The sequence below is a fragment of the Arthrobacter sp. AIWTK1 genome, from assembly GCF_056680535.1.
Genome location: NZ_CM155287.1, coordinates 3,389,026 through 3,414,809 on the forward strand (window position 1 = coordinate 3,389,026; position 25,784 = coordinate 3,414,809).

Consider the following 25,784-nt stretch of genomic DNA (forward strand, 5'->3'; position numbering starts at 1 on the left):
GACGGATGACTATCGGAGAGCTCTGGCCGCACCTGCGGCCCCTGTGCCGGGCCCTTGCCCTGCTGGGCTGGGCTACCAGTGCTGCCGGAATGGCCGCAGGGCTCTCCATTGCGGTGGCAGGAGGAACGAGCCTCTCCCCCACCATGGAGGCCCTGCAGGGCTTTTCGACGGTCAGCATGGGGGTGGCTGTCATCAGCTTCATCGCAGCCTCCCTGCTGCAGCCCCGGCACCGCGGCTGGCGTGCTGTTGACCATGACGCCGACGGCGCTGCCCCGGATCCCGGCGGCGAGTTGCCGCCCACCATCAGGAGCTTCCTGCTGGCCGCTTTCGCGTTGCTGACGGGCGCCGTCGTCTTCGCCTGTGCCGGTCTGGTCCTCCGCAACGGCCCCAGCGCGCAGTCCGTTGCGTTTTGCCAGGTCTTCCTGCTGGGCGCGGCGGCATCCGGGTTCACGTTCATGCTGTTCAGCAAGGTGGCCCCGCAGCGCCGGCGGACCTAGCCCGGCGGCGGCGGTAGTGTTCGGAGCGGCTAGAGCTCGACGCCGATCAGCAGCGGCTCCGGGTGCAGTTCAATGCCAAAGCGCTCGATGACGCCGCGCTGGACCTCACGCGCCACGGCCACCATGTCCGCCGCGCTCGCGGAACCCCGGTTGGTGATGGCCAGGGTGTGCTTGGTGGACAGGGACGCCCGTCCGCCAGAGACACTCGCGTCCGCCAGCCCGTATCCCTTCCCGAAGCCGGCATGGTCGATCAGCCAGGCGGCGGACAGCTTGACCAGGCCGTCCTCCCCGGCCGGGTACCGGGGAGCGTCCCCGGGGAGACGCTCTGCCGTTTCCGCGGAGACGATCGGATTGGTGAAGAAGGATCCCGTGGAATACGTGTCGCGGTCTTCCGGGGCCAGGACCATGCCCTTGGAGGCACGGAGCCGCAGGACTTCACGGCGCACATCGTTGGCGTACGCCCTTTGTCCCGGCTCGACGCCCAGGGACTTCGCCAGCTCGGCATACCGGATGGGCGCACTCATACGGCCCAGCGGCAGCTGGAACTCGACCGTGAGCACAACGAAGCGCGGGGACCCCTGGACGGTGGTCTGTTTGAGGATCGAATCCCGGTAGCCGAACTTGAGCTCGGAATTCGTGAAGGTGCGGACGGCGTTCTTTTCCCGGTCCCAGGTGCGCACCGCGGCGATGGTCTGGGAGACGTCCGCGCCGTAGGCACCCACGTTCTGCACTGGAGTGGCGCCCGTGGAGCCGGGGATGCCGGACAAGGCTTCGATTCCGGACCACGCGTGGCGGACGGCGTGCTCCACCAGGGCGTCCCAGTTGTGCCCTGCCTGGACCACCACGGCGACGCCGCCGCAGGAGTCCTCGGCGTTGACGGTGAACCCTTCAGAGGCGATCCGAAGCACGGTGCCGGGGTAGCCGTCGTCGGAAACCAGCAGGTTGGACCCGCCCGCGATGATGAGCAGCTGCTCGCCGGCGGCGTCCGCCGAGCGGACGGCCTCGATGATCTCCGGCTCCGTGCGCGCCTCGATGTAGGTGCCGGCGGGACCGCCGACGGCGGCAGTGGTCAGGTCGGAAAGCAAAGTCTGGGTCACCTGTCCAGCCTATCGGTCATTCCGGCGGGACCGGGATTCAGGAGAGCTTCCGGGCCACCGGGGACAGCATGAAGCTGACCACGAGCATCACCATCACGGCAAGCAGCGAGTGGAGGATGCCCACGTGTTCGGCAAGCAGCCCCAGCAGCGGCGGCCCGCACAGGAAGGCACCGTACCCGATGGTGGACACCACCGAGACGCGGGCAGCGGCCTTGACGGGGTCGTCGGCCGCGGCGGACATCCCGACCGGGAACCCCAGTGAAGCACCCAGGCCCCAGACAGCCAGGGCCACGAAAGCCAGCCAGGGGACGGGGGCGAACACGAACAGCCCCAGGCCGGCGACGGCCAGCGCGGCGCACCAGCGCATCACCGGCACCCTGCCGAATCGGTCCAGGACCAGCGTTCCGGCGAAGCGTCCGATGGTCATGAAGGTGACGAACAGTCCGTAGCCCGCTGCCCCTGCCGCGTCCGTCTGGCCGTGGCCGTCGGCGAGTGCCAAAGCCACCCAGTCGCCGGCCGCACCTTCGGCGAGGGCAAGACCCAGGACCAGCACGCCCAGCAGCAGCGTGCGCTTGTCACGCCAGGCCTGGGCGATCTGGCGTTTGTTGTCCAGCGGCTGTTCCGGTACCGCATCCGTCTGGCGCACAACCGGGATGGGCCCGGTGGACGGGTCTTCGAAAGTGTCCGTCCCGGCGGCCTTGAACGGGCGTTCCCCCTGCACCGGCGTGATGTCTGCACGGAACCAGTAAGCGGCCGTGGCGACGGATCCGGCCACCACCAGTCCGCCCGCCGCCAGATGCCAGAACGCGGGGATGTTCGCACCGGCAGCCCACGCCCCCAGCCCGGCGCCCGCAACCGTTCCGAGGCTGAAGGAACCGTGCAGCCGGGGCATGATGTGCCGGCGGACGGCGCGTTCCACCGCGGCGCCTTCGACATTGGATGCGGTGTTCCAGCTGGCGGTGCCGAGGCCGATGATCGCCATGCCCGCGGCGACCACCACCGGGCTGGCGAGCACGGAGGTGCCGAAACCGGCCAGCAGAAGCCCGAAGCCCACCATGACGCTGCCGATCCGGATGGTCCGTTTGGAACCCAGCCGGAGGACGATCAGCCCCGACGCGGAGACGGAAATAAACGAGCCGGCCGTCAGGCAGAGCAGGAGCAGTCCGATGGTACCCGGAGTAAGGTCCAGGCCGTCCCTGATGGCCGGGAGCCGGGACACCCAGGTGGAGAACGCGATTCCGCTGGCCCCGTAGGCCACCACCACGGCGTTCCGCCAGTGCGTGACCTCGGCGGCCGGAGTGAAGACCTCCCTGGTCACGGCAGCATCTTTGTCACGCAAGCCTGACGACAGCCTGGGCCTTCATCAGGACTTTCTGGCCGGCGGACACCACGGTGAGGTCCACGCGGGCGGTTCCGGCATCGGCGTCGAGGGCGCCAACTGCGCCGCTGACCTCGATGACGGCCCCGGGCTCTTCGGTACCGGTGGTGTCCGTGACCAGGACCGGCTTGGTGAAGCGGGTCTGGAAATCGACGACGGCGGCCGGGTCGCCTGCCCAGTCGGTCACCAGCTGGACTGCGGCGCCCATGGTGAACATGCCGTGGGCAATGACGCCGGGCAGGCCCACGCCGGTGGCGAATGCTTCGTTCCAGTGGATCGGGTTGAAGTCGCCGGACGCCCCGGCATACTTCACGAGGTCCTGGCGGGTGACGGTGATGCTGCGGCTGCCGACGTCCTGGCCTACGGCCAGCTCAGAAAAAATAGGGGCAATGGATGCGGTGCTCATGGTTACTGTCCCTCTCCGCGGACCAGGATGGACGAGGTGGTGGTGGAGACGGCCTCCCGGGAAGCACCCGGGCAGTCCGCGCCGTCGCCGGTGAGGGCGAAGATTTCCGAGCGGGTGGTGATCATGGCACCGCCGCCCATGGCGCGGACGCCGTCCACGTGCAATTCCGCCACCAACCGGTCACCGGCGAAAATGGGCCGGTGGTGGACGAACCGCTGGTCCGCGTGGACCACGCGGGAGAAGTCAATGCCGGACTCCGGATCCTCGATCAGCTGGGCATCGGCACGCTGGGCAATGATGATGGCGAAGGTGGGCGGGGCCACGAGGTCGCTGTGGCCCAGGGCGCGGGCTGCTTCCAGGTCGTAGTGCGCGGGATGGCTTGCCTTGACCGCCCGGGCGAACTCGCGGATCTTCTCGCGGCCGACGTCGTACACCTCTGCGGCAGGGTAGCTACGGCCCTGCAGGTCCGGATTGATAGTCATGGCCTCAAGCCTATCGCTCCCCCGCCGCCAGGCCGGCGGCCTGTTACGAAGCGAGAGGCGGGCCGGTTCACGGCCTGTTACGCACGAAGGGCCTGGGAGCCCGGCCGGTGTAGTGGTATGATAAATTCATCATTCCATCAAATCATGCAGCGACCGCTCATCCGGGCGCTGCATGACCAGGCGACAGCAGGTCCCCATGATTTCCCCGGCACAGGCCCCTTTGTACGAAATCAAGGCCAACCTCTTCAAGGCCCTCGCCCACCCGGCGCGCATCAGGATCCTCGAACTGCTGGCGGCTGCCCCCGACACAACAGCCCCGGTCAGCTTCCTCCTGTCCGAAACCGGGCTGGAAGCCTCGCACCTCTCCCAGCACCTGGCAACGCTGCGCCGGCACAAGGTGGTGACCTCGGTCCGGTCGGCGAACGCCGTGACCTACCGCCTGGCGAACCCGAAAATCGCAGAACTCCTGGCCATCGCCCGAATGTTCCTGCTGGACACGCTGGCGGACTCCAGCGAACAGCTCCGCCTGGCGCAGGAACTGCCGGGCGCCCATCTCACCGGCCAGTCCTCGTGAGCCGGCTGCGGACACTCCGGGCGTTCCTGCCCTCCCGCCGGGACTACGACGGGCTGGGAACGTCCTGGAAGACGGACCTCACAGCCGGCGTCACGGTGGGGATCGTTGCACTCCCGCTGGCGCTGGCGTTCGGGGTCAGCTCCGGGGTGGGCGCTGAGGCAGGCCTGATCACTGCGGTGGTTGCCGGCCTGGTGGCGGCCATCATGGGCGGCTCCAACGTCCAGGTGTCCGGCCCCACCGGCGCCATGGTGGTGGTCCTGGCCCCAGTGGTGGCCACCCACGGGGCCGGCAGCATTCCGATTGTTTCGCTGCTGGCAGGGCTCCTTGTCTGCGCGCTCGGCTTCAGCGGGCTGGGCCGCGCCGTCGCATTCATCCCCTGGCCCGTGGTGGAAGGCTTCACCCTCGGCATTGCCGCCATCATCTTCCTCCAGCAGGTGCCCCTGGCCACCGGAACAGCGGGCATCCCCGGCCACAACACTGTTGTTGCCGCCGTCGAGGCCGCCTCAGGGGCCGCGTTTCCCACCGTCGTCCAGACCCTCGCCGTGGTGGCGGGCGTGGGTGCGGTGATGTTCCTGCTCCCCAAGCTGAACAAGTCCCTGCCCGCGAGCCTGATCGCGGTGCTGCTGGCCACCGTGGCCGCCGAAATCCTTGGGCTGGACATCCCCCGAATCGGCGAGCTGCCGCATTCCCTGTCCGCGCCGTCCATGCCCTCCCTGGACCCGTCCACGCTAAGCGGGCTGGTGATGCCCGCCGTGTCCATCGCGGCGCTGGCCGCCATCGAGTCCCTTCTCTCCGCGCGGGTGGCGGCCGGCATGGTCGGTCCTGACGGAAGGCCATCCGGGGCTTACCGCCCCGACCGTGAGCTCACGGGACAGGGACTGGCATCTATCGCGGCGGGGTTCTTTGGTGGCATGCCGGCCACGGGTGCCATCGCCCGCACCGCAGTCAACGTCCGGTCCGGGGCGAAGACCCGCCTCGCGGCGATTGTTCACGCGCTCGTTCTGCTGGCGATCATCTACCTGGCAGCCGGCCTCGTGGGAAGGATCCCGCTCGCGGTACTCGCCGGCATCCTGATGGTCACGGCCACAAGGATGGTCTCGAAGCATACGGTGACCGCGATCATGCGTTCCACCCGCGCGGATGCCTTCGTGTTTGTCCTGACAGCGCTGATCACGGTCGCGTTCGACCTGATCGTGGCCATCGAGATCGGGCTCATCGCTGCGGCCCTGTTTACGCTGCGGAAATTTGCCTCGCTCAGCAGGGTGAAGCGCGAGGAAGTTCCGGGGCCCCGTGTGGAGGGCGACAGGCACATCGCAATCTTCAGGCTCGACGGCGCCATGTTCTTCGGGGCGGCGGAACGGATCCTGCAGGAAATCAGCGAGGTCAAGGATATCCAGGTGGCCATCATCCGTTTGTCCCAGGTGCGGATGCTGGACGCCACGGGCGCCCATGCCCTGGTGGAAGTCATCTCAGCACTGGAACTGCGCGGGATCACCGTTCTACTGAAGGGCGTCCAGCCGGAGCACCTGGAACTGGTGACGAACGTGGGTGTGATCCGGTCCCTCCGGCACCACAAGCATCTGTTCACGTCGCTGCCCGCGGCCGTGGAGCATGCCCGGAGCCACGTCCTGCGGAACGCTGCCGCTAACGCTTGAGGTTCTTCCTGATCTGCTGGCCCCGCACCACGATCCCCACAACGTGCAGGATGAGGCCGGCGCCGATCACCGGCAACGAGGCCACGGCGAGGCCCTGGTTGCCCGACGTGTTGCCCACCAGGTTGAGGACAATGCCGACGGCGATCAGGCCCATGGCGCTGAAGACCAGCACCTTGTAGGAGGTGGATGCGGTGGCCCAGAATTCGTTCAGCACCGTCCCATTCTATGTGCCGGCCTCAGAACAACGATTCCTGTACGGCCGGGACCTCCGACGCGTGGTGGTCTCCGAGTTCTAGGCGCCGCGCCTTCAGGTTGCCGAGGTTAACCACGAACTCCAGCCCGGAGCCATCCAGACCCGCCACCGCGATGCTGCCGCTCACCGCGGCAATCCGGAATCCGTGCGCTCCGGCGCCCATGCTGTGCGGGTACGCGTGCCGGACCGCCGCCACGCACGCTCGGTCTGCAAGGCCCGGGCGGACCCACTGTTCGTCCACCACCTCGAATCCCTCTCCGCCGGCGCGGGCCAGCAGTGCGCGTGCGTCACCGGCCAGCTGCCGGTTCAGGGCACCAAGCTCGACGGCGGGTGCCGGTGCCACCAATGCGGCGGCCTTGGCTGCCGAACGGACCTGCTGCGGTAGCCCCGCGTCGCGGGTGAGCATGTCTTCAAGGACCCGGACCACCCTGCCGTCGTCCGCCCGCGCCACATAGCGTGCCACCACCGCGCCCTGCTCGGCCAGCCGGTTCCATTTCCGCAGGTTCGATGCGGTGCCTACCTTGCTGGCGCCGCTGGCAAACGTTGCCACATACAGCCAGTGCTGCTGCATGAGGTAGGCGCGGAGGCCTGGCGGGACACCCCCGCCGCGGTGGAAGTCATGGATCAGCCGGGAATCATCCACCACGAAGCAGCGCTCGCACTGGCTGCCCTTGACGGCCGAGGCCTTGGCCGGGCAGAGGACGTGGTCCCGGTCAGCCGGGCCGTGCACCTTGTGGTGCCCAAGGCACCATTTGCCACCGGCGGCGACCCGGAAACCCAGCCGGCTGCCGGCGTCGAGCTCCAGCTCCCGGAAGCCGCCGGAAGGATCCTGCAAGCGCATCACCGGAGTGCCGCCGTCGCGCTTTTCCGGCCCGCGCTGTCCTGTTCCGGGGTTCGCCGGGGAACCGGGCGGCGCGCCATCCCAAAAGACCCCGTGGACCAGATAGCGGGTATCGGTCACGGGGTCTCCTTTGGCTGGGGCTGCTGCGGTGGCGCTAAAGCGCCGGCTGCACCCCAAAGGCTACCGCGAGCTTCATGATCTTCTCGGCGCGGCCCAGGCGCGGAAGGTCGGAGCCGTCGCGGATCACGCGGCCGTTGGCCTCGAAGTCGGCCATGAAGTCCGTGGCCCACGCGACGTCGGACGGCGTGGGGCTGATGACTTCGTTGATGACGTTGGTCTGGTCGATGGCCAGGCAGAGCTTGCCGGTCATGCCCATCATCACGGTGATTCCGGTCTGCTCGCGCAGGATGGGGTGGTTGGTGCCCACCGTGGGGCCGTCGATGGGGCCCGGCAGGTTGCCCACGCGGCTGGCAACAACCAGCTTGGCGCGCGGGTAGGCCATCGCCTCGGGCGTGGCCGCCATGCCGGTGTCGCGGCGGAAATCGCCGGACCCGAAGGCCAGGCGGAAGGCGCCCTGGGCCTTGGCGATGTGGTTGGCTTCCTCGATGCCGACGGCGGATTCCACCAGCGGAATCACGGGGGTCTTGCCGTCCATGCGGTGGTAGCTCTCGGTGACCTGGTCCGCGGACTCGGTCTTGGCCAGCATGACGCCCAGCAGGCCCGGGGTGCCGCGCAGGCCGGCGAGGTCATCGGCCCAGAACGGGCTCGTGGCGTCGTTGATGCGCACCCAGGCCCGGCCGCCGGCAGTCAGCCAGTTGATGACGTGTTCGCGGGCGGTGTCCTTCTGCGAGGGGTCCACCGCATCTTCGATGTCCAGGATGATCGAGTCCGCACGCGACGTAGCCGAGACGTCAAAAAGCTCAGGCTTCATCGCGTTGACCAAAAGCCACGAACGGGCAATTTCGGCGGGAATGTTTCGTTCGGGCCGTACGGTGTCGACGGCGGCGGAGGTTGAGGTGGTCATACTCCTACCGTATCCGCCCTGAGCCTCCCAACGCTAAGTAACAGCTGTCCAACGGGCGAACAATACGACCAAAATCCGGCGCCGCCGGCGCGTCAAACGCGTTCACGGGCCGTTACAGGGCGAAACGGGGCGTCTTGTGACCCGCGGTTTCGCCCTGTTTCCGCGCATTTCCGCGGGTTTCCCTCCCCCAGCCTGCTCCGCGGGGGCGCCGATAAGTTCCGGGCTAAAGGCGCCGCTCTAGGTCGCCCCGCCCAACTGGGTCGCAGTTAATGTCGTTATGAGCGCTTATAACGACATCTACTGCGACCTAGTTGGGTAAGCGGGCACCTAGGGAATGTTGCTCCCCCGTGCCGTCACCCACAGCCGGTACCACTCGGCGCGGGTCATGGCCGAGGCAACCCGGGCCGCTCCGGCGCACGCGCGGATGCGGTCCGGGTTGGCCGAACCGATCACCGGCGCGATCCGGGCCGGGTGCCGCATCAGCCAGCCGAGGAGGATTGCCTCCCGCGTCGTACCCTTGGCCGTCGCCATCCCGGCGACCAGGGCCGCAGTGGCGGCCTCGGCCGGCGTCGGGCTTTCCGGCGGAGCTCCGGTGTAGTGGCCCCGGGCCAGCGCCCCGTAGGCCTGCAGGGTAATCCCCTGCCGGCTGCAGAACTCCACGGTGCCGTGCGGGAAGCTGTAATCCAGCCCCTCCGCATGGTTCACCAGCACGGTGCTTTCCAGCCAGGCCCTTTTCAGCAGGCTCATCTCCATCTGGTTGGCAACCACCGGGGCTTCCAAGTGGTCCTGCAGCATCTCGATCTGCGGGGCGGACATGTTGGACACGCCCACCTGCCGCACTTTGCCTTCACGCAGCAGCTGCCCGACGGCGGACGCCACTTCGGCGGGGTCCGCCAGCGGGTCGGGGCGGTGCAGCAGCAGGACATCCACGTAGTCCGTCTTCAGCCGTTTCAGGCTGCCGTTGACCCGCTCGAGGATCCCGTCGCGGCTCAGGTCGTAGTGAGTTTCCAGCCCCTGCTCATTGAGCCGGATCCCGCACTTGGTCTGGAGCCGGATCCGTTCCCTCAGCCCGGGCGTGATCGCAAGCACTTCGCCGAATACGGCCTCCGACTTGCCGCTGCGGTAGATGTCAGCATGGTCGAACAGGGTGATGCCGGAGTCCAAGGCTGCCTCGATCGCCGCAGCAGCCTCCTCCACGTGCTGAGTTGCGTACGGCTCGGCGGACCAGCTGCCGCCAAGGCCCATGCAGCCGTAGATCAGCTCCTGGGTGTGGATCAGCTCCTGGCCCGACGGGCTTGAAGATTGTTCAGTCATGTCGTCACTCTTTCACTTGAACGTGCGCAGGCCCAGCAGCAAGAAGTCCCGGTGGCGGCGCCCTGTGGGGGCGCCGCCACCGGGACGGGATTCCTGATGTAGCTAGCGGGTGCTATCCAGGCTCCGCGTTAGCGCAGCCAGACGGTGGTGTTGCCCGGCAGGAGCTTTCCGTCCAGCGGGGCGCTGCTGAGCAGGACCTCGCCGGCCGGGAGCTCCACCGGCTCCGCACCGAAGTTGGTCACGGACTGCCAGCCTCCGTGGCGGCTGAAGTGCAGCACCTCGGGGTTGCCGGCCTCCACCCACTCCAGGTCTTCGGCGGTCTGCAGCTCGCGCCGCAGCTTCAGGGCCGCGCGGTACAGCTCGAGCGTGGAGCCCTCCACGCCGTCCTGGGCGTCCACTGCGTAGCGGGCAAACCATGCAGGCTGGGGCAGGTGGGCATCGCCGGAGCCGAAGCCAAAGGACGTTCCTTCCGAGGCCCACGGCAGCGGCACGCGGCAGCCGTCACGGCCGATCTCCACGCCCTTGTTGCGGAAGAATGAGGGGTCCTGGCGTTCCGAGTCCGGAATCTCGGCGACTTCCTGCAGGCCGAGCTCCTCGCCCTGGTACAGGTAGGCCGAGCCCGGGAGGGCAAGCATCAGCAGGCTGGCCGCACGGGCGCGGCGCAGGCCGAGCTCCACGTCCAGTTCCTCGGCCGGTGCACCGGCCAGCAGCCAGCCCTTGCCGTCCTGGCCCTTGGCGTGGACCCCGCCGCCCATCGGCAGGCCGTAGCGGGTGGCGTGCCGGACGACGTCGTGGTTGGAGAAGACCCACGTCGAGGATGCGCCGGTGGCCGTTGCCTCGGCAAGGTTCCGGGTGATGATTTCCTGGAACTCCCCGGCATCGAAATCGGCCTGCAGGAGGTCGAAGTTGAAGGCCTGGCCCAGGCCCTGCGGGCTGGCGTAGCGGGCGCGCCGGGTGGCGTGCACCCAGGCTTCGGCGACGGCGGTGCGCGGCGGGTTGTACTCGTTGAACACCTCGCGCCATTCCGCATAGATCTCGTGGACTTCATCGCGGTCCCAGAACGGGTGCGAGCCGTCGGCAAAACCGTCAGTACCGGTGTTTGCCTCGCTGAGTTCCACCTTGGAGAGCAGCGGTTCGGTGAGGTCCTTGGTGAGGGCGTGCGCCACGTCCACGCGGAAGCCGTCCACGCCGCGGTCGGACCAGAAGCGCAGGGTCTTCAGGAAGTCGTCGCGGATTTCGCGGTTGGACCAGTTCAGGTCCGGCTGCTCCTTGGCGAAGATGTGCATGTACCACTGGCCGGGCGTGCCGTCGGGTTCGGTGATGCGCTCCCAGGCGGGTCCGCCGAAGACGGAATCCCAGTCCGACGGCGGCAGCTCGCCGTTCTCGCCCAGGCCGTCCCGGAAAATGTAGCGTTCGCGGGCGGCTGAGCCGCGCGGGGAGGCGAGCGCTTCCTTGAACCATTCGTGCCGGTTCGAGGAGTGGTTGGGGACGATGTCCGCAATGAGCTTGATGCCGGCCTCGTGCAGCGCGGCGGACATTTCGGCGAAGTCCTCCAGGGTGCCCAGCTTGGGGTCGACGTTGCGGTAGTCGTCAACGTCGTAACCGCCGTCCGCGAGCGCGGACGGGTAGAAGGGGCTGAGCCAGACGGCGTCGATCCCCAGTTCCTTCAGGTAGGGCACCTTGGCCGTGATGCCCTTGATGTCGCCCAGGCCGTCACCGTTTGAATCCGAGAAGCTGCGCGGATAGATCTGGTACACGGAGGCCTGGCGCCACCAGTTGGGATCGGCTGCGAGGTTTGAGTCGGACAGGGTTGCCAGAGTGGCGGTGGTGGACAAAGGAGATTCCTTTTCTTGGGTTAGTTGTTTTTGGTATCGGGAAAAATGGATGGGCCGGGAACTGCGCCCTGCTTCACTGCGTCCTATTTCACTGCGTTCTATTTGACTGCGCCGCGCATGACTCCGGACAGTACCCAACGTTGCGCCAGGATGTAAACCACCAGGGTGGGTGCCATGGCCATCAGGTAGGACGCGAAGGCGAGGCTGTAATTGGTGTTGAATTCGCCCTGGAAGAGCATCTGCACCACGGGCAGTGTCTGCAGCGCGGGATCCGCGATCACCATCTGCGGCAGCAGGAAGTCGTTCCAGGAGCCGAGGAAGGCGAAGATCCCGACGGTCGCGTTCATGGGGGCCAGCAGGGGGAAGATGATCTTGCGGAACACCTGCCACGTGGTGGCACCGTCCATGCGGGCCGATTCCTCGAGCTCCACCGGGATGGACCGGACGAAGGCGATGTAGAGCAGTGTGTTGAAGGAGATGCCGCCGAGGACGTGCAGGAACACCACACCGGCCGGGTTGTCCAGGCCGAGGAGCGCTGTCTGCTTGATGAGCGGCAGGATGATCACCGGGAACGGGATGAACATGGCAGAAAGCAGGTAGACGAACGAGCCGCGGAAGAACCGGTGGTTCCAGTTCCGGGCAATGGCGTAGGCCACCAGGGAACTGCTGGCCAGCGAGCCGAGGACACTCAGCACGGTGACAAACGCCGTGGACATGAAGGCCCGCGGAAAGTTGGTGGCCACGTACGCGGCAGCGAAGTTCTCCCAGTTCATCGGGTTCGGCCAGGCGAGGCCCGTGCCGGTGCCGATCTGGTCCGGGGACTTCAGTGCCATGGCCACGGTGAAGTAGAGCGGCAGCAGCACGGTCAACGAGGCGGCCAGCATCAGCGCGGTGAGCCACCAGTTGATCTTGAAGCCTTCGCTGTTGGACCGGCGGTTCTTTGCGGCGGGAGCCTTCGGTTCCGAAGCTTTCGGCGCGGCAAATGTGGATGCAGTCATTAGAGTGAAACCCCCCGGCGCTGGATGAGGCGCAGCTGGATGACGGAGATCAGCAAGGTGATCAGGAAGTAGATGACGGCGTTCGCCATCTGGTAGGAATAGTCGCCGCCCGTGAAGCCGGAGAAGATGCGCATGGCCACGGACTGCGTCGCCATGCCGGGCCCGCCCCCGGTGAGGCCCACGATGATCTCGTAGGTTCCCAGGAAACCCTTGAACCCGAGGATGACGTTGATCACGAGGTACCCCAGGATCAACGGCAGCGTCAGGCTGATGAACTGCCGGAAACTGCCCGCGCCGTCGAGGTCCGCGGCTTCGTAGACCTCGGACGGCACGCTCTGGAGGCCCGCCAGGTAGATGATGGTGGCGCCCGGCGCCGCCTGCCATACCGTGACGAGCACGATGGCCAGCCAGGCAAGGTTTTCGTTGGCGAGGATGCTCGTGGCCAGCGGGGTTACGCCGAACCGTTCAGCCAGCACCGGAAGCGTGTTGGAGAAGAGGTAGTTGAATACGAACGAGACAATCAGGGCGGAGAGCACCATGGGGATGAAGAACACTGTGCGGATGCCGGTGCGCCATTTGATCTTCGCGTTGAGGCCCAGGGCGATGGCCAGCGCCACGACGTTGACCACCACGGTAGTGGTGAGGGCGAACATGAAGGTGAAGACATAGGACTGCAGGACAGCCGGGTCCTTGAAGATGTTGACGTAGTTCATCAGTCCGATGAACTTCCAGTCACCGTAGCCGGCGTAGTTCGTGAGGCTGAAGAAGACGCCCACGAGCGCCGGCAGGGTGATGAAGAAGGCGAACAGTGCCAGGACGGGCACCACCATCCAGTAATAGGCCGGGTCGATTCTTCTCTTGGGCCGGACGGTGGCGGCGGGGGCGGAAGTCGGGTTCTTGCGTCCTGCGGGAGGGGCTGTCTGGGCCACCCGGGATGTTGTAGTCATTGGGGCTCCTGGAGTCGGGTGGGGGTCAGACCGCGGTGCGCTCGGCGACGCGGCGCCATTCGTCGTCGAGCGCGGCGAGGAACTGCTCGCCGTTCTTGCTGTAGACGAAGGACTGGATGTAGTTGTTCACGGGCACCGACGGCGGGAAGTAGGTCACGGCGCCCTGGAAGTAGCGCGCCTCTGCGACTGCTGCGTTCAACCCGGTAATCTGCGGATTGCTGACGGCGGGGGCGTCCTTGAGCGGCGAGAACGCAGCGTTCTTCTCGTTGTACGTGTTCACCACGGACGGTTCCAGCAGATAGTTGACGAACCGCCGCGCCGCAGCCATGTTGGGCGTGTTCCGCGTGACGGAGAGCGCCATGTCCACGTTCACGCGGGCCTTGGTCTCCGCCGGGTTGTTCGTCACCGGCAGCGGGAACGTTCCCAGCCTGATGTCCTTGTTGGCTGCCACGAGCTGCGACAGCGCCCACGGGCCTTGCAGGTACATGGCCGCCTGCCCCTTGGCGAACGCGGCATTGCCGTCCGCGTAGTTCTTGCTGGCCGCTCCGTTCTGCGAGAACGAGGCGAGATGGAGCATCTTGGGGAGGGCCGGGCCGAAGTTGTTGGCAAACGATTCGGCGGAATCCTTGGTGACGCGGGCACCCTTGGCATTGAGCTTCGTGAAGAATTCCGCAACATCCAGTGTGCCGCCGGACGCGTAGTCGAACATCCCCTGGGCGAGGGTCCAGGGGTCCTTGTACGTTCCGTAGATCGGCGCGATGCCGGCCGCCTTGAACTTTTCGCAGGCGGCAACGAACCCGTCCCAGGTGGTGGGGACGGAGACGCCGTGGGCCTCGAAGATGTCGCGGTTGTAGATGACGCCGGCTGCCGCAAGCGAGAACGGCAGGGCACTGATCTCGCTGCCGTTGTACTGGCCCCAGGAGTTGATGAGCTCCTGCATCTTCGGGTCGATGGTGTTTGCCACGGGCATATCCGACAGGTCGGCGAAGATACCCTTCTTGACGAAGTCGGCAGTGGCCTGCGCGAAGCCGCGGGTCACCACGTCCGGGGGATCGTTGCGGACGAGGCCCGGCACGAAGTTGCCCTCATTGAAGTCCTGGACCACGCGGATGTCCGGGTTGAGCGCCTCGAAGTCCTTGATCACCTGGTTGAAGTAGTCCACCAATTCGGGCTTGTTCTGCATGAACCGGAGGGTGGTGACGCCGTTTTGTGCAGCAGGCGGGGCGCCGCAGCCGGAGAGGGGAACCATCAGGGCGGCCCCGGCCAGGCCTGCGGCCCGGAGGAGGGTACGCCTGCTGGGCAGTGATCCGGGTATAGACGCGTTCACTGGGCAGGGGCTGACGTGCGGGGATGGCGGGGCTGCGCCTGCGGTGCGGGCGGGCAGTGCTTCAGGATGCGGTTCACAGTTGCTCCTTTGCAAAAGGCGAGTGAAGGGCTGGAAGGAGAGCCGGCGTTCGGCGGCCGTCCGACCCGCCATGCTCTGCGTTTGTACGTAAACGTTTATTTGGAATCTAAATTTAGTTCCTCAAGTATTATGTGGTGCAAAGCACAGAGAGGTCAACACCATGTCGGAAATGACAGCGGCCACACCCCAGCTGCTGCGGCGCGTCAGCGCCGGGGCAGTCCTCGATTTCATGCGCGCTTCCCAGGCGGTGACTGTCACGGAAGTCATGGAAGCCACCGGGTTGACCCGGGCCACCGCCATTTCCGTCTGCGAGGACCTCATGCACCGCGGCTGGATCAGGGAACTGGAAAACCAGCGGGCTTTTGGCGGTTACCAGAAGGGCAGGCCGGCGCGGCGGTTTGAGCTCAACGAGCGCGCCGGCTACGTCCTGGGCATGGACGTGGGAATCTCCAAAGCGACGGTGGTGGTGTCCGATCTCCGCGGAAAAGCCCTGGGCCGGTCCAGCCAGCCGTTTGCCGGTGCCGAGATTACGGCTCAGGAACGGGTCGCAGTGGTTGACCGGACCGCCATGATGGCCCTGCACAGCGTGGGGGCCTCCCCCGACTCCGTTCTCGCCGTCTGCGCCGGAATCGCGGCCCCGGTGGACCGCAACGGGGACGTGCTGGTGACCCAGCACTTCTGGGGACTGTTCGACGTCGGCCTGAAGGCGGCGCTGCGGGACCTGCACGGGTGGACGGTGCTGCTGGAAAACGATGCCAACCTCGCCGCCCTGGGCGAGCGCTGGCGCGGTGCGGCGGCCGGCGTGGATGACGTCGTGGTTATCCTCGCCAGTGAGCGCCTCGGTTCGGGTGTGGTCGACGGCGGGCGGCTGCTGCACGGCCGGGGCGGCGGTGCCGGTGAGCTTGCATTCCTTGACATGGTGGAGGGGGTGGGTGACACCTTCGGCATCGCCTATCTGGCCCGCACCTGGGCTGCGGACGCCCTCGCCGGAAAAGCCAGGACCTCGCTCCGGGAGCCTGCGGGAGACGGCGTCGAAGCGGAGCAGGTTTTCGCCGCGGCCGCCGCCGGGGATGCGGTGGCACTGAAGATCCTGGAGCGGCTGGCAGACAGGATGGCAAGGATCATTGGCGCCGTGGCAACCATCATCAACCCGGAGCTGGTGGTCATTGGAGGCGCCGTGGCCAACTCGGCCGGGGTGCTGCTGGGGCCGATCGCCGAACGCCTTCCCGGGTTCACGGCCACTCCCCCGGCCGTGGCAGTTTCCCCCCTGGGCGACTCAATCGTGACCGTGGGAGCCGTGCGGTGCGCCCTGGATTACGTGGAAGAGAACACCCTCGACCTGGAGCTGGCGGTCCCTGCCTAGGGTGCCCCGTCCCGAGAGCGCGAACGGACACTTGGGGCCCAAAACCCAGGGATTTAAGGGCCGTAAGTGTCCGTTCGCGCTGGATTACTCCGGCATGATCATGGTGCGGAGGTCCAGCTGGCGCAGCACGCGGTCCGCCACTTCCGGGTCCATGTCCGGTTCATTCCGGGCAGCCACCACTTCCTGGCGGGCGGCATCGAGCGCGATGGTCTGCACGGCAATGGCCAGTTCGCGCCCGCGCTGCCGCTTCTCCACCAGGGATTCGTTCCGCAGGCTCCCGTCCAGGAGCTCGGCGTGCAGCCGCGTCATCTTCTCCTTGACCAGTGCCACCTTTTCCGGCGGGAGCTCCTTCATGAGGTCGTTGTCCTTCAGGGCGGCGACGGCGGCCTGCTGCGCGCGCTTCGCTAGCACCCGGGCTGCGTCGCGTTCCTCCGAGCCGTCCCCGGTGGCCTCCAGGACTTTCATCAGCCAGGGCAGCGTCAGGCCCGGCAGCACCAGCGTGGCCAGCAGCACCGCGCAGGCGATGACCAGCAGCTGGTCCCGCGCCGGGAAAGGTGTGCCGTCCGCCAGCGTCAGGGGCAGTGCCAGCGCAAGCGCCAGGGTGGCGAGGCCGCGCATCCCGCACCAGGTCAGGATGAGGACCTCCTTGGCCGAGGTGGGCTGCAGCAGGTTCTCCCGTTTACGTGCCGAGGCAGCCAGCAGGCCGAGCCACAGGAAGCGGACCGCGAACACGATGACGCACACCACCACGGCGGTGCCGATCATCCCGTAGACCTCAGTGCCTTCGTCGTGGATGACCTGGCGGATTTCCAGCCCCACCAGCCCGAAAGCCAGCCCGGTCACCAGGAGTTCCACCACATCCCAGAAGGCCGTGCGGGTGACTCTTTCGGCGGCGTCCTGCGGACGCGAATGCCGCTGCATTTCCAGGGCGGTGACGACGACGGCGATCACGCCTGAGGCGTGCACCTCTTCGGCCAGGATGTAGGCGGCAAACGGCACAACCAGGGTGACGGCGCTTCGCGCCACCATGGAGGTCACCAGCCGTGTGACCAGCGCCGTGACCCAGCCCATGGCGATGCCCACCAGCACCGCAACCGCAGCACCCACGAGGAACTTGAGGACGACGTCGGGCCCTATCCTGCTGCCGGAGACGGCCGCCGCCACGGCAGCCTGGAAGATCACGATGGCGGCGGCGTCGTTGAAGAGGCCCTCGCTTTGCAGGACGGTGATGAGCCGCCGCGGCATGTGCACCCGGCCGGCCACGGACTCCACGGCCACCGGGTCCGGCGGGGCCACCATGGCGCCCAGGGCGATCGCGGCGGGGATTCCGATGCCCGGGATCATGAGCCAGGCCGCCCCGGCGACGGCCGCGGTGGACACGACCACCAGGGCCACGGCGAGCATGATCAGCGTGCGCCAGCGGACCCGGAACACGGCCCATGAGCTGCGCTGGGCCGTAGCAAACAGCAACGGCGGCAGGAAGATGGGCAGGATCAGCTCCGGCGAGATATCCATTTCCGGAAAGCCGGGGATAAACGTCAGCGAGGCCGCCAGGATCAGCATCAGCACGGGATAGGGCAGCCGGAGCCTATCCCCCAGACCCACCGCCACCACCGTGGCAAGCAGGAGTCCGATGATAAGTGCCAGCTGGTCCATGGGCTCACTTTCCCCGAAGCGGAGGCGCCGCGCTGATGCGCAGGCGCCTCCCTCCACGATATCGGGTGCCGGCCGGGGGCCGTTCAGCGGGCGGGCTGCAGCGCCGCTGAGACGGGCAGGGTGCCGTCCCGGAACTCGATGGTTCGTCCTGCGGTGTCCGGCAGGCCCAGGACGGCGGCCGTCACCAGCGCCACGTTCGCCCGTGACGTCTCGGTGCCTGCAGAGGTGTCCTCCGGATTGACGTCGATGAGTCCGTTCCCCGGGCCGTCCGTCAAGGTTCCGGGGCCCAGAATGGTCCAGTGCAGGTCCGTGCCGCGGAGGTACTGGTCCGCGGCGGCCTTTGCCTCGGCGTAGGCATGGAAGCTGTTGTCCGCCGGGACTCCGTGGTCCGGTCCTGCACCGAAGTAGGACACCATCACATAGCGCCCGACGCCGGCCTCAGCCGCCGCGTCCATCGACCGGATGGCGGCGTCCCGGTCCACGGCATAGGTGCGTTCGGGGCTGCCGCCGCCTGCACCGGCGGACCACACCACGGCGTCGTGGCCGCTGAGTGCGCCGGCGAGTTCCGCCGTCGTCGTATTTTCTACGTCCAGGACCGACGGCGTGGCGCCGGTTGCCGCGACGTCCTCCGTGTGGTCCGGGTTGCGGAAGAAGGACGTGACGTCCTTACCGTCCGCCGCGAGGATTCTGGCCAGTTCCAAAGCCACTTTGCCGTGGCCGCCGATGATTGCGATGCGCGTCATTGACCCAGCTTACGAGTACTTGAGGCTGAGAAGCAGCGCTTTCAGCTGTGCGTACCGTTCGCCCGCCATCCACTCCCTCGCCGCTTCCGGGGTGGCGAAGACAGGCTGCTTGTCGGCGTCGAAGATGACGTAGGCCGACAGCACCCCGTTGGGCAGGGGAATCTGGTTGGTCCCCGAACTGTCCTGCGTGGGCAGGAACTCCTGGGCCAGCCTGACGTCCATGAAGTAGTAGAGGGCGGTGCTGTCCGCGGGCTGGGTAGGCTCCGGCATTCCGGGATAGGAGACGGGAAGGATCTGGTCTGCGGCGAAGCCGAACTCGGCAGGGTTCCCTGACGCGTCGGTGATCCCGGGCACGGGCGTGTGGTCAAGGACGGTGCGCCTGACGCTGCCCGCCGCCCCGTCACCGTACATCCCGCTGAGGACCCGGGCCACCTCGGAACCGGAGTCGTCAGCCACCACCGCGACGACGGATCCGGCCTTGGCCTCTTCAGTCAGGTACGGGCCCTGTTCCGTCCGGACGCTCCACCCTTCGGGGTAGGTGAAGGAAAGGTGCCCATCGGGGAAGACGAATGTCTGTACCGGCGCGGCCGGGGCCGGTGCAGTTGTGGCCGGCGCTGTTGTAGTAGCCGGCTCGGTTGTGGCCGGCGTCGGCGTAACCGATCCGGTGACGGTGGCGGCCGGTCCTGGAACGGACGTCACCGGGCCGAGGTTGGTGGCTGCCAGGACGCCGGCGGTGACTGCCGCAGCGGCCAAGGTAATCACGCCGGCAAGCCGGGCGCGCCGGAGCCTGCGCTCCTCGAGCGAGGGCGCAACGGCCGGGAGGCTGTCGCTGAACGCTGCCGGTTCTGACAGCATCCGGCGAAGGGCCGCTTCGCCGTCGGGCGTGGACGGATCGTTACGCACGGGATCCGTCGCGGAAATCATGTTCTTGATCGGATCCATCTCAGGCACCCATCCTCTGTGTGATCGTTTCTGCTCCCGCGGGCATCTGTTTCCGGAACGCAGCCCGCGCCCGGTGTAGCCGGACCTTGGCGGCGGACTCGCTGCAATGCAGCACACCGGCGATCTCCGCCATGCCCAAACCGTCCCAATAGGCGAGCTGGAGGATGTCCCGGTCTTTCTCCCGCAAACCGGCCAGGGCGTCGTGCACAGCCAGGTTTTCGGATCCGGCTCCGAAGTTCAGGACCGCCGTGGCGCGCAGCTTCTCCTGCAGCGCCCGCTGGCGGTCACGGCTCCGGTACGCGTTACCGATCATGTTCCGGGCAACCGTGACCAGCCAGGCGATGTCCGTCCTCGGTTGATCACCCCACTTCTGCCACACCACCCGGAAAACGTCCGCGGCAATTTCCTCTGCCACCTCCGGGGACTCCACCCGCCGGCGCACGAACCTGAAGATCGCCGGATAGCTGTCCTTGTGTAAGGCTATAAACGCCAGTTCACGCTCGGAAAGCACAATATCCCCCTGATGAGTAGTCCTGAGCCGCGTTCCATCTGTATTGTTTCCGGCCCGACGCCAAGCGTTACTCACATCGCAGAAATTATTTCGGTTACCCGGCTTTCTTTCCGGTCATCACCTCATAGTGGCGGGCTATTCTGTCCGGGCTCAGCTCGCTGTCGTAGAAGGCCACCTTTCCGATTCCGCCCTCAAAAAACGACTCGAGGTTGCTTGTGCCGACTCGAAGCGGCGCACCTCCCCGTGCCGGAGTGATGACCTGGCGATTGATGCTCAAGTCGTCCTGGTCACGGAGGACGCCGTCCCGATAGATCTTGGTGTAGCCGTGCGGGTAGTCACCGCCGGCGGCCGTCGAATTGATGACAAGAACGTAGTGGATCCAGGTACCGGCGCCGATGTTGTCCTGGAAATAGGACCCTGCTCCCAGTCCCCCGTCGTTGTTAAACGCATACCCGGAGATCCTGTTGGGCCTGTCTTCTTCGTTGTCTGCAGAATACATGCGGGCCACGTACTCGTAGTTGTCCGTTCCCCCTTTGCCAAGCCAATGAACGTAGCCGGTTCCTTCTTCGCTGCTGAACTGAAGCACATCGGGGCGCATCCACGCCTCGATGGTGATAACGCCGGAACCGGCCGGACTGAGGGCCGCGGCGTCAGCTATCTCCAGGTACTGCCCGGAACCATCGAACTTCGCCCCGGCCGTGCCATTGGGCAAGGTTGCCGGCGACGGCTTGCCTGCGTAGGTGCCCTTCATGCCGGCACCCGAAAGATCCGGTTCCGAGCCGCTGGCGGCATTGGCCATGGTCCAGTACGCATTGGGCTGATCCCGGAGCACCTCGGCGTCATAGGCGTCCGTTGCACCGCTGCCGCAGGCAAAGAGGACGATCAACAGGCTGACTCCGATGACCGCAAAAATGCTGGCAGCAGCGGCGCTTGAACGGCCGAGGTGTCCCCTATTCAAGGTCTTGCCTTTCGCTGAGACAACGCAATGTAGTTTCCGCCAGGGTTCCGGCGACGATCCGCACTAGCGTATCGACAGTGCCTCGATACGGGGTATCGGGCTCGCTGCGTCACGCCGGTAGCCGGTGATCTGGATGCTGCCGGCCGTCGCGCGGCCGCGAGCGGCGGGCACGAGTGCCGTACTGCTGACTTCGTTTCCATCGACGGAGACCGTGACGGCCTGAGGGGACACGTCGACCCGGAGGTGATGGCTCCGGCCCTCCGGAAGCGGCCCTTTGGCGACCTCCCTGCCGCCGTCGTTCCCCTCCTGCGTGATCCGGTAATCGTTGGCGGACACGGAGACCTCAATCTGCTGGGGATCCTTGGTCAGCACGGTCAGGCCTGCGGTAGTGCCGTCCCAGGCCTTCTCGAAGCCGCCAAGGGTGGCGTCCACCGTGTACGACTTCCACAGGCCAGTTTTCAAGGGGGCGAAGAGGCGGCTGACGAACGCGCCGGGTCCGGGATCGACCGGCACTCCGGACGCGCCGGCTGCGGGCAGGGCAGCGGGTTGCTCATCGAACGTCGTCCACGCATCCGGCAGGGCGAGCGGTGCGCTTACCTTCGGATCCAGGGGGCTGACCTGGGCTATCTTCTCGGCAAATTCGTCAAGGGTGGTATTGGATGTTGTATCCATCCGGGCCAGGTTTCCGTCCTTGAGGTTGGCGGCCGTTGTAGCCACCGGCCCGTGCGGTTCATCCAGCATCGCTGCCTTGAACAGTGAGGCGACTACGTCAGTAAGCACGTCGTCGGTACCCTGAGGACTCGAATGGGCGGAAAACGGGTACGCGAAGAATTCGGGCTCCGGAAAACCGTGGGCGGCAATCTGGCTCTTGGACTCCTGAAGATCCCCCGTAATCCGTGCCCGGAACTCGTCGGCAGTTTCGACCCTGCCTTGTTCCGGCAAATACCTCAGGTTAGTCAGAAACGGACCGGAATGCCCTTCCGCGTCAATGGGGATTTCAACGTGCCCCAAATGTGTATGAGCCTCTATGTCCCAGCGGCCGCTCTGCTGCAGCTTCGACAGTTCTGGCCACGTCATGTAGTAAGGGCCACGGGTCCCGACAAACCCCGTCACGATGTAGGCCACCCCATGCTGGTTGTTGCGTGCAAGAATCGGATCGGCGTATTGCCACACTCCCCGCGCCCCGTCGTCGAAAGTGATCTGGACTGAATGCGGAGGAAGAGGCTTACCGCTGATCCAGTTTTGGAGCTGACCAGCGGTTGTTGTCTGCCATCCGCTGTCGGCCAGGAGCTGCATCTGCGCCGCAAACGCTTCAGGCGTGACGGTGTATTCGCCGCCGCTGTAACCGATGTCGTGGTACGTGAGGATGATCGGTCCGGATTGTTGACTGGTGCTGGCGGTTTCCAGCCGCGCCACAAGCGACGGATCGACGGGGCCGGGCTGGACGTTGGTGAATTGGTCGAACACGCTGTTGGGGTTCGTTGAGAGATGGTCATAATGATCCTTCGCGACCACCCACTGCCACGCTGCAGGCCCCGCCAGGTACGCAATGACGATCACGACCAGCACGGCAGTCACACCAGCCGAGGCGAAGCGCGACCGGCCCGTGTCACGGTGACGATGCGAGGGGGAACCGCTGCCGGGCAACAGTGTGTGCAACCGGGCGCTCATCGGGTGCCCCACTTCGAATCGCGGATGGTCAACAGCGCATACGGCAGCTGGCCCACCAGGAGTGTCACGTAGAACAGTGTGAAGAAGATTCCTTTGTACCAGTCCTTCTCGTGCGTCTTCAGCCGGTAGAACAACCCGTAGAACACGGCAATCGCCGCGACTCCCCCGAGGTACCACACCGGCGGCGAGAGAAGGAAGAAAGGGGAAACGATGAGCGCCCGGAACACCACCTGCGGGGCGACAAAGGGCAGGAAGACACCGAGGTAATAGAACACCGCCATAACGGGGGGCTTGCGCCACATGATGCGGACGGCACGCGTCGACTCGCGCAGCCAGCTCTTCTTCCATCGGAGCTGCTGGCGCAGGAACTGCGGCAGCAACTCCGGGACAGCCGTCTTGGCCCTGGCGTCCGGGGCGTAGAGGATCCTCCAGTCAGGCAGCAGGAAATTGGTCAGGCTCCTGTCATCTCCGTAGGTGCTCGGCTGGCCGAGAAAGGTCTGGCCAATCCACTGGTCTGCGATTGGCTCCAGGGCTGTTCGTCGGTATCCCGAGAAGCAGCCGGAGCAACAGGTCACTGAGCCGTAGAGGGCCTCCGCGGACTTATAGACGCTGAAGGCAATGTAGTACTGCATGGCTTGCATCCTGGTGAGCAGGTTGGCGCCCTTGTTTGACACATCGGTGTGTCCGCAAACAGCGCCGACCGCCGGGTCAGCGAAGTAGGCGACGAGAGCGCGGATGGCGCCGGGCTCTATCAGGGAATCCGAGTCGATAAAGACGAGGATGTCTGCGTCCGTCGCCACCTGCATGCCGGCCGTCATCACATGGCGTTTGCCACGGTTGACATCAGAGGCCAGCACTACGAGCGAGGGGAAACACGCTTCGACTTCGCGGATGTGCGCCAACGTGTTGTCCGTCGAGTGGTCGTCAACCACAACCACCCGCATCCGGTCCGAAGGGTAGTCCACGGCCAGGCATGCATGAAGGGTGGCCGCGATGCCGTCCTCTTCGTTATAGGCCGGCACGACGATCGCAACGGACGGAAGAAGCGTCTCGGGAACGGCGGACACTTCCGGACGATACCGCCAGGCAAGTCCGAATCGGCCAAAGATAAAGACCAGGACGAGGAGACTGTAGATTGCCCAAACCGGTGTCTGCTGGAAGTTCGACAAAGTTATCGCCTTCAGGACACAGATGACCACCACAATGGCGGTCAATCCAAGCAGGAGGGCGCCCCGCTCTATCCTGAACGGCAGGATCCCCGCCCTGTGCGCCCCTGTGTGGTTTGCGGCCGGTCGGGCACCGGCGCGGGGCATCGTCCCGGTCGATTGGTGGCCGACGTGGCGGTGTTCAGACCTTGTCCTCCGCGCCATTTCCTTTTGCGTGCTCATCCGGTTCCCCCGGTCTTTGGCAGTGCATGGCTAGCCGCGAAGTTCTTGGCGGGACGGCGTCGTTCCTCCAAGCCGCTTCATCGGTTGGTTTGCTCGCTGGATTCTATGGAATGCACCAGTTTCTCCCCAGAGACTGACGTGGTGCGTTATTGGCAGCCTTGGACCGGCCGATGACAAGACCGGGGCTGACGAAGGCTTTGCGGGCGCTTGCTGGATCTCAACTGGAAACCGCCGCATGCCTTACCGTCGTCGAGCGCTTGAACCGGGCTGGAAAATGCAGAGCCCGTCAGCGGTGCGATCTGGCGGTGAGCTAATTCACATAACCAACCTAGTTCGCAGGTGCGCAATGGTTACGAGTGGTAACTACTCGATTCGCTGCCAATCTTGAGCAAGCGCTGGAGTGGACTACTTGCCCGGCCCCACAGGGCACCTAAGGCGCAACCGCTCCCGCTGGGGTCCGCTTGCATCAACCCTGCTCCGGGACAGGGCCGTGACCGTCCCTCCGGTCCCGCACCAGGAATTGCTGCGCCAACGTCCACGCGTTGGAAACTGTCCAGTAGATCAGGACGCCGATGGGGAACACGATGCCGCCCGCGCCGAAGATGACCGGAAGGATGTAGAGGATCATCTTCTGCTGGATCATCGCCGGACCCGCGGTGACCTCGTCGGACGCGCTCCTGGCCATGATCAGCTTCTGCGTGAGGAACTGCGCGGCAGTCATAGCCAGGATCATCACGATGGCCAGCACGGGAACCGCACGAGCATCGCCCCCGCCGCCGTGGAGCAGCGACGCGGACAGCGGGGCTCCGAAAATGCTGGACTGATCGAACTCCACCACCTGCTCATGGCTCATGGCCCCGATGCCTTTTCCCTGGCCGGCCGCGCTGGAGATGCCCGCGAGCACCTGGAAGAGGGCCAGGAAGAACGGTGTCTGGATGAGTAGAGGCAGGCAGGCCGAGAACGGGTTGGTGCCGTGTTCCTTGTACAGGGCCATCTGTTCCTGCGCCATCGCCTGGCGGGACAACTGGTCCGTCTTGCCCTTGTACTTGTCCTGCAGCTTTTTCAGGTCCGGCTGCAGCCGGCGCATGCGGCGCTGGGCGCTAACCTGCTTCAGGAACACGGGGATCAGGGCGGCACGGATGACCAGCACCAGCCCGATGATGGACAGCGTCCACGTCCAGCCGTTGGCGGCCGGCATACCAAGGGCGCCCAGTCCATCGTGGAAGCCCACCATGACGGTGGAAACCAGCCACTTGAACGGAAGCATGATTGCTTCAAAGAAGTCCACTGAAATCCCCATCCGCCATGTGCTGCCAAGCTACTGCGGAACGATGCACTTGTCACGGTGACGGCCGTCGGCGCAGTCCACGGGGATAACAGGAAAGCCCCCGGAATCTCATGGATTCCGGGGGCTTGTCCTGTAGCGGTGGGGAGGCTCGATCTCCCGACCTCACGATTATGAGTCGTGCGCTCTAACCAACTGAGCTACACCGCCACGAATGAGAAAAACCTGCATCAAGCCGGTCAAAAACCGCCTTGACACAGGCCCTCATCCAGAGCCCCCCACCGGAATCGATCCGGTGACCTCGTTCTTACCAAGAACGCGCTCTACCACTGAGCTAGGGGGGCAACGAGTAAATACTCTACCGGAAGATTCCGCTCCCAACAAATCGGCGGCGGGAGGGGTCCGCGAGGCGGGCTAAACCATCGGAAAGCCCGGAAATCCGGGCCCAAACCCGCACCCGACGAGCCCTGCGAAAGCTGCCGCGGCCGCCCCGCTCATCCGGTGTGACGAAAGATACACGGAAGGAGCACGGAGGCGACGGCTTAAACGAAAACGGGCCGG

Annotated in this window: 24 protein-coding genes and 2 tRNA genes; 4 read left to right on the forward strand and 22 right to left on the reverse strand. The window is 65.9% G+C overall.

The window, feature by feature from the left end:
• The first annotated feature begins 5 nt into the window (after positions 1 to 5).
• Positions 6 to 497 carry a hypothetical protein gene (locus AC1MDG_RS15520; protein WP_479804936.1) on the forward strand — a complete coding sequence of 164 codons (492 nt, stop codon included), beginning with the start codon at positions 6 to 8 and terminating at the stop codon, positions 495 to 497.
• A 29-nt stretch (positions 498 to 526) separates the two neighbouring features.
• Here the strand turns inward: AC1MDG_RS15520 and AC1MDG_RS15525 are convergent, their stop codons facing one another.
• From AC1MDG_RS15525 to AC1MDG_RS15540, 4 genes are read right to left on the reverse strand one after another with little or no spacing between them, the layout of a single operon-like run.
• On the reverse strand, positions 527 to 1,594 hold the full coding sequence (locus tag AC1MDG_RS15525) for a UDP-N-acetylmuramate dehydrogenase (protein ID WP_479804937.1): 1,068 nt from the start codon (positions 1,592 to 1,594) through the stop codon (positions 527 to 529).
• Between the two features lie 37 nt (positions 1,595 to 1,631).
• On the reverse strand, positions 1,632 to 2,912 hold the full coding sequence (locus AC1MDG_RS15530) for an MFS transporter (RefSeq protein WP_479804939.1): 1,281 nt from the start codon (positions 2,910 to 2,912) through the stop codon (positions 1,632 to 1,634).
• 13 nt (positions 2,913 to 2,925) lie between these two features.
• Positions 2,926 to 3,378 carry a MaoC family dehydratase gene (locus tag AC1MDG_RS15535; protein WP_479804941.1) on the reverse strand — a complete coding sequence of 151 codons (453 nt, stop codon included), beginning with the start codon at positions 3,376 to 3,378 and terminating at the stop codon, positions 2,926 to 2,928.
• A gap of 2 nt (positions 3,379 to 3,380) precedes the next feature.
• On the reverse strand, positions 3,381 to 3,860 hold the full coding sequence (locus tag AC1MDG_RS15540; protein WP_479804942.1) for an FAS1-like dehydratase domain-containing protein: 480 nt from the start codon (positions 3,858 to 3,860) through the stop codon (positions 3,381 to 3,383).
• Positions 3,861 to 4,056: 196 nt separating this feature from the next.
• On the opposite strand from AC1MDG_RS15540, the gene AC1MDG_RS15545 reads away from it, so the two are divergent.
• On the forward strand, positions 4,057 to 4,434 hold the full coding sequence (locus AC1MDG_RS15545; RefSeq protein WP_043483126.1) for an ArsR/SmtB family transcription factor: 378 nt from the start codon (positions 4,057 to 4,059) through the stop codon (positions 4,432 to 4,434).
• Complete coding sequence (locus AC1MDG_RS15550; protein ID WP_479804944.1) at positions 4,431 to 6,089, forward strand: SulP family inorganic anion transporter; 1,659 nt, start codon at positions 4,431 to 4,433, stop codon at positions 6,087 to 6,089. The genes AC1MDG_RS15545 and AC1MDG_RS15550 overlap by 4 nt, the downstream gene beginning before the upstream one ends.
• Here the strand turns inward: AC1MDG_RS15550 and AC1MDG_RS15555 are convergent.
• The 8 genes from AC1MDG_RS15555 to AC1MDG_RS15590 form a co-directional block, all read right to left on the reverse strand.
• On the reverse strand, positions 6,079 to 6,303 hold the full coding sequence (locus AC1MDG_RS15555) for a DUF3188 domain-containing protein (protein ID WP_479804945.1): 225 nt from the start codon (positions 6,301 to 6,303) through the stop codon (positions 6,079 to 6,081). The genes AC1MDG_RS15550 and AC1MDG_RS15555 overlap by 11 nt on opposite strands.
• Before the next feature lie 22 nt (positions 6,304 to 6,325).
• Positions 6,326 to 7,303 (reverse strand): DUF2797 domain-containing protein, encoded by a 978-nt coding sequence (locus tag AC1MDG_RS15560; protein ID WP_479804947.1) that lies wholly within the window; start codon positions 7,301 to 7,303, stop codon positions 6,326 to 6,328.
• A gap of 34 nt (positions 7,304 to 7,337) precedes the next feature.
• Positions 7,338 to 8,207, reverse strand: coding sequence for an HpcH/HpaI aldolase/citrate lyase family protein (locus tag AC1MDG_RS15565; protein ID WP_043483131.1), 870 nt, complete (start codon positions 8,205 to 8,207; stop codon positions 7,338 to 7,340).
• A 327-nt stretch (positions 8,208 to 8,534) separates the two neighbouring features.
• Positions 8,535 to 9,521 carry an aldo/keto reductase gene (locus AC1MDG_RS15570; RefSeq protein WP_479804949.1) on the reverse strand — a complete coding sequence of 329 codons (987 nt, stop codon included), beginning with the start codon at positions 9,519 to 9,521 and terminating at the stop codon, positions 8,535 to 8,537.
• A gap of 128 nt (positions 9,522 to 9,649) precedes the next feature.
• A complete protein-coding gene (locus tag AC1MDG_RS15575) occupies positions 9,650 to 11,356 on the reverse strand; it encodes a glycoside hydrolase family 13 protein (protein WP_479804951.1) in 1,707 nt (568 codons plus the stop codon).
• Between the two features lie 98 nt (positions 11,357 to 11,454).
• Positions 11,455 to 12,354 carry a carbohydrate ABC transporter permease gene (locus tag AC1MDG_RS15580; RefSeq protein WP_479804953.1) on the reverse strand — a complete coding sequence of 300 codons (900 nt, stop codon included), beginning with the start codon at positions 12,352 to 12,354 and terminating at the stop codon, positions 11,455 to 11,457.
• Positions 12,354 to 13,301, reverse strand: coding sequence for a carbohydrate ABC transporter permease (locus tag AC1MDG_RS15585; protein WP_479804955.1), 948 nt, complete (start codon positions 13,299 to 13,301; stop codon positions 12,354 to 12,356). The genes AC1MDG_RS15580 and AC1MDG_RS15585 overlap by 1 nt, the downstream gene beginning before the upstream one ends.
• A 25-nt stretch (positions 13,302 to 13,326) precedes the next feature.
• Entirely contained in the window at positions 13,327 to 14,628 is a 1,302-nt protein-coding gene (locus AC1MDG_RS15590) for an ABC transporter substrate-binding protein (RefSeq protein ID WP_479804957.1), read from the reverse strand.
• 238 nt (positions 14,629 to 14,866) lie between these two features.
• Between AC1MDG_RS15590 and AC1MDG_RS15595 the strand changes: the two genes are divergently transcribed.
• Positions 14,867 to 16,069, forward strand: coding sequence for an ROK family transcriptional regulator (locus AC1MDG_RS15595; protein WP_479804959.1), 1,203 nt, complete (start codon positions 14,867 to 14,869; stop codon positions 16,067 to 16,069).
• A gap of 84 nt (positions 16,070 to 16,153) precedes the next feature.
• On the opposite strand, the gene AC1MDG_RS15600 is transcribed toward AC1MDG_RS15595, so the two are convergent.
• From AC1MDG_RS15600 to AC1MDG_RS15645, 10 genes are all read right to left on the reverse strand, one after another.
• Positions 16,154 to 17,725 (reverse strand): Na+/H+ antiporter, encoded by a 1,572-nt coding sequence (locus AC1MDG_RS15600; protein ID WP_479804961.1) that lies wholly within the window; start codon positions 17,723 to 17,725, stop codon positions 16,154 to 16,156.
• Between the two features lie 83 nt (positions 17,726 to 17,808).
• Entirely contained in the window at positions 17,809 to 18,468 is a 660-nt protein-coding gene (locus AC1MDG_RS15605; RefSeq protein WP_043483254.1) for an SDR family oxidoreductase, read from the reverse strand.
• 9 nt (positions 18,469 to 18,477) lie between these two features.
• The gene (locus AC1MDG_RS15610) at positions 18,478 to 19,410 is read right to left on the reverse strand and encodes a hypothetical protein (protein WP_479809115.1); all 933 of its coding nucleotides are present in this window, start codon (positions 19,408 to 19,410) and stop codon (positions 18,478 to 18,480) included.
• Between the two features lies 1 nt (position 19,411).
• Entirely contained in the window at positions 19,412 to 19,921 is a 510-nt protein-coding gene (locus AC1MDG_RS15615; RefSeq protein ID WP_479804963.1) for an RNA polymerase sigma factor, read from the reverse strand.
• Positions 19,922 to 20,015: 94 nt separating this feature from the next.
• On the reverse strand, positions 20,016 to 20,879 hold the full coding sequence (locus AC1MDG_RS15620) for a LamG-like jellyroll fold domain-containing protein (protein WP_479804964.1): 864 nt from the start codon (positions 20,877 to 20,879) through the stop codon (positions 20,016 to 20,018).
• 63 nt (positions 20,880 to 20,942) lie between these two features.
• The gene (locus tag AC1MDG_RS15625) at positions 20,943 to 22,457 is read right to left on the reverse strand and encodes a polysaccharide deacetylase family protein (protein WP_479804965.1); all 1,515 of its coding nucleotides are present in this window, start codon (positions 22,455 to 22,457) and stop codon (positions 20,943 to 20,945) included.
• Between the two features lie 89 nt (positions 22,458 to 22,546).
• Entirely contained in the window at positions 22,547 to 23,617 is a 1,071-nt protein-coding gene (locus tag AC1MDG_RS15630; RefSeq protein WP_479804967.1) for a glycosyltransferase family 2 protein, read from the reverse strand.
• A gap of 787 nt (positions 23,618 to 24,404) precedes the next feature.
• Positions 24,405 to 25,226, reverse strand: coding sequence for a membrane protein insertase YidC (gene yidC / locus AC1MDG_RS15635; RefSeq protein ID WP_479809116.1), 822 nt, complete (start codon positions 25,224 to 25,226; stop codon positions 24,405 to 24,407).
• 133 nt (positions 25,227 to 25,359) lie between these two features.
• Positions 25,360 to 25,433: transfer RNA gene (locus tag AC1MDG_RS15640), tRNA-Met, on the reverse strand.
• A 62-nt stretch (positions 25,434 to 25,495) separates the two neighbouring features.
• Positions 25,496 to 25,567: transfer RNA gene (locus AC1MDG_RS15645), tRNA-Thr, on the reverse strand.
• Positions 25,568 to 25,784: the final 217 nt, after the last annotated feature.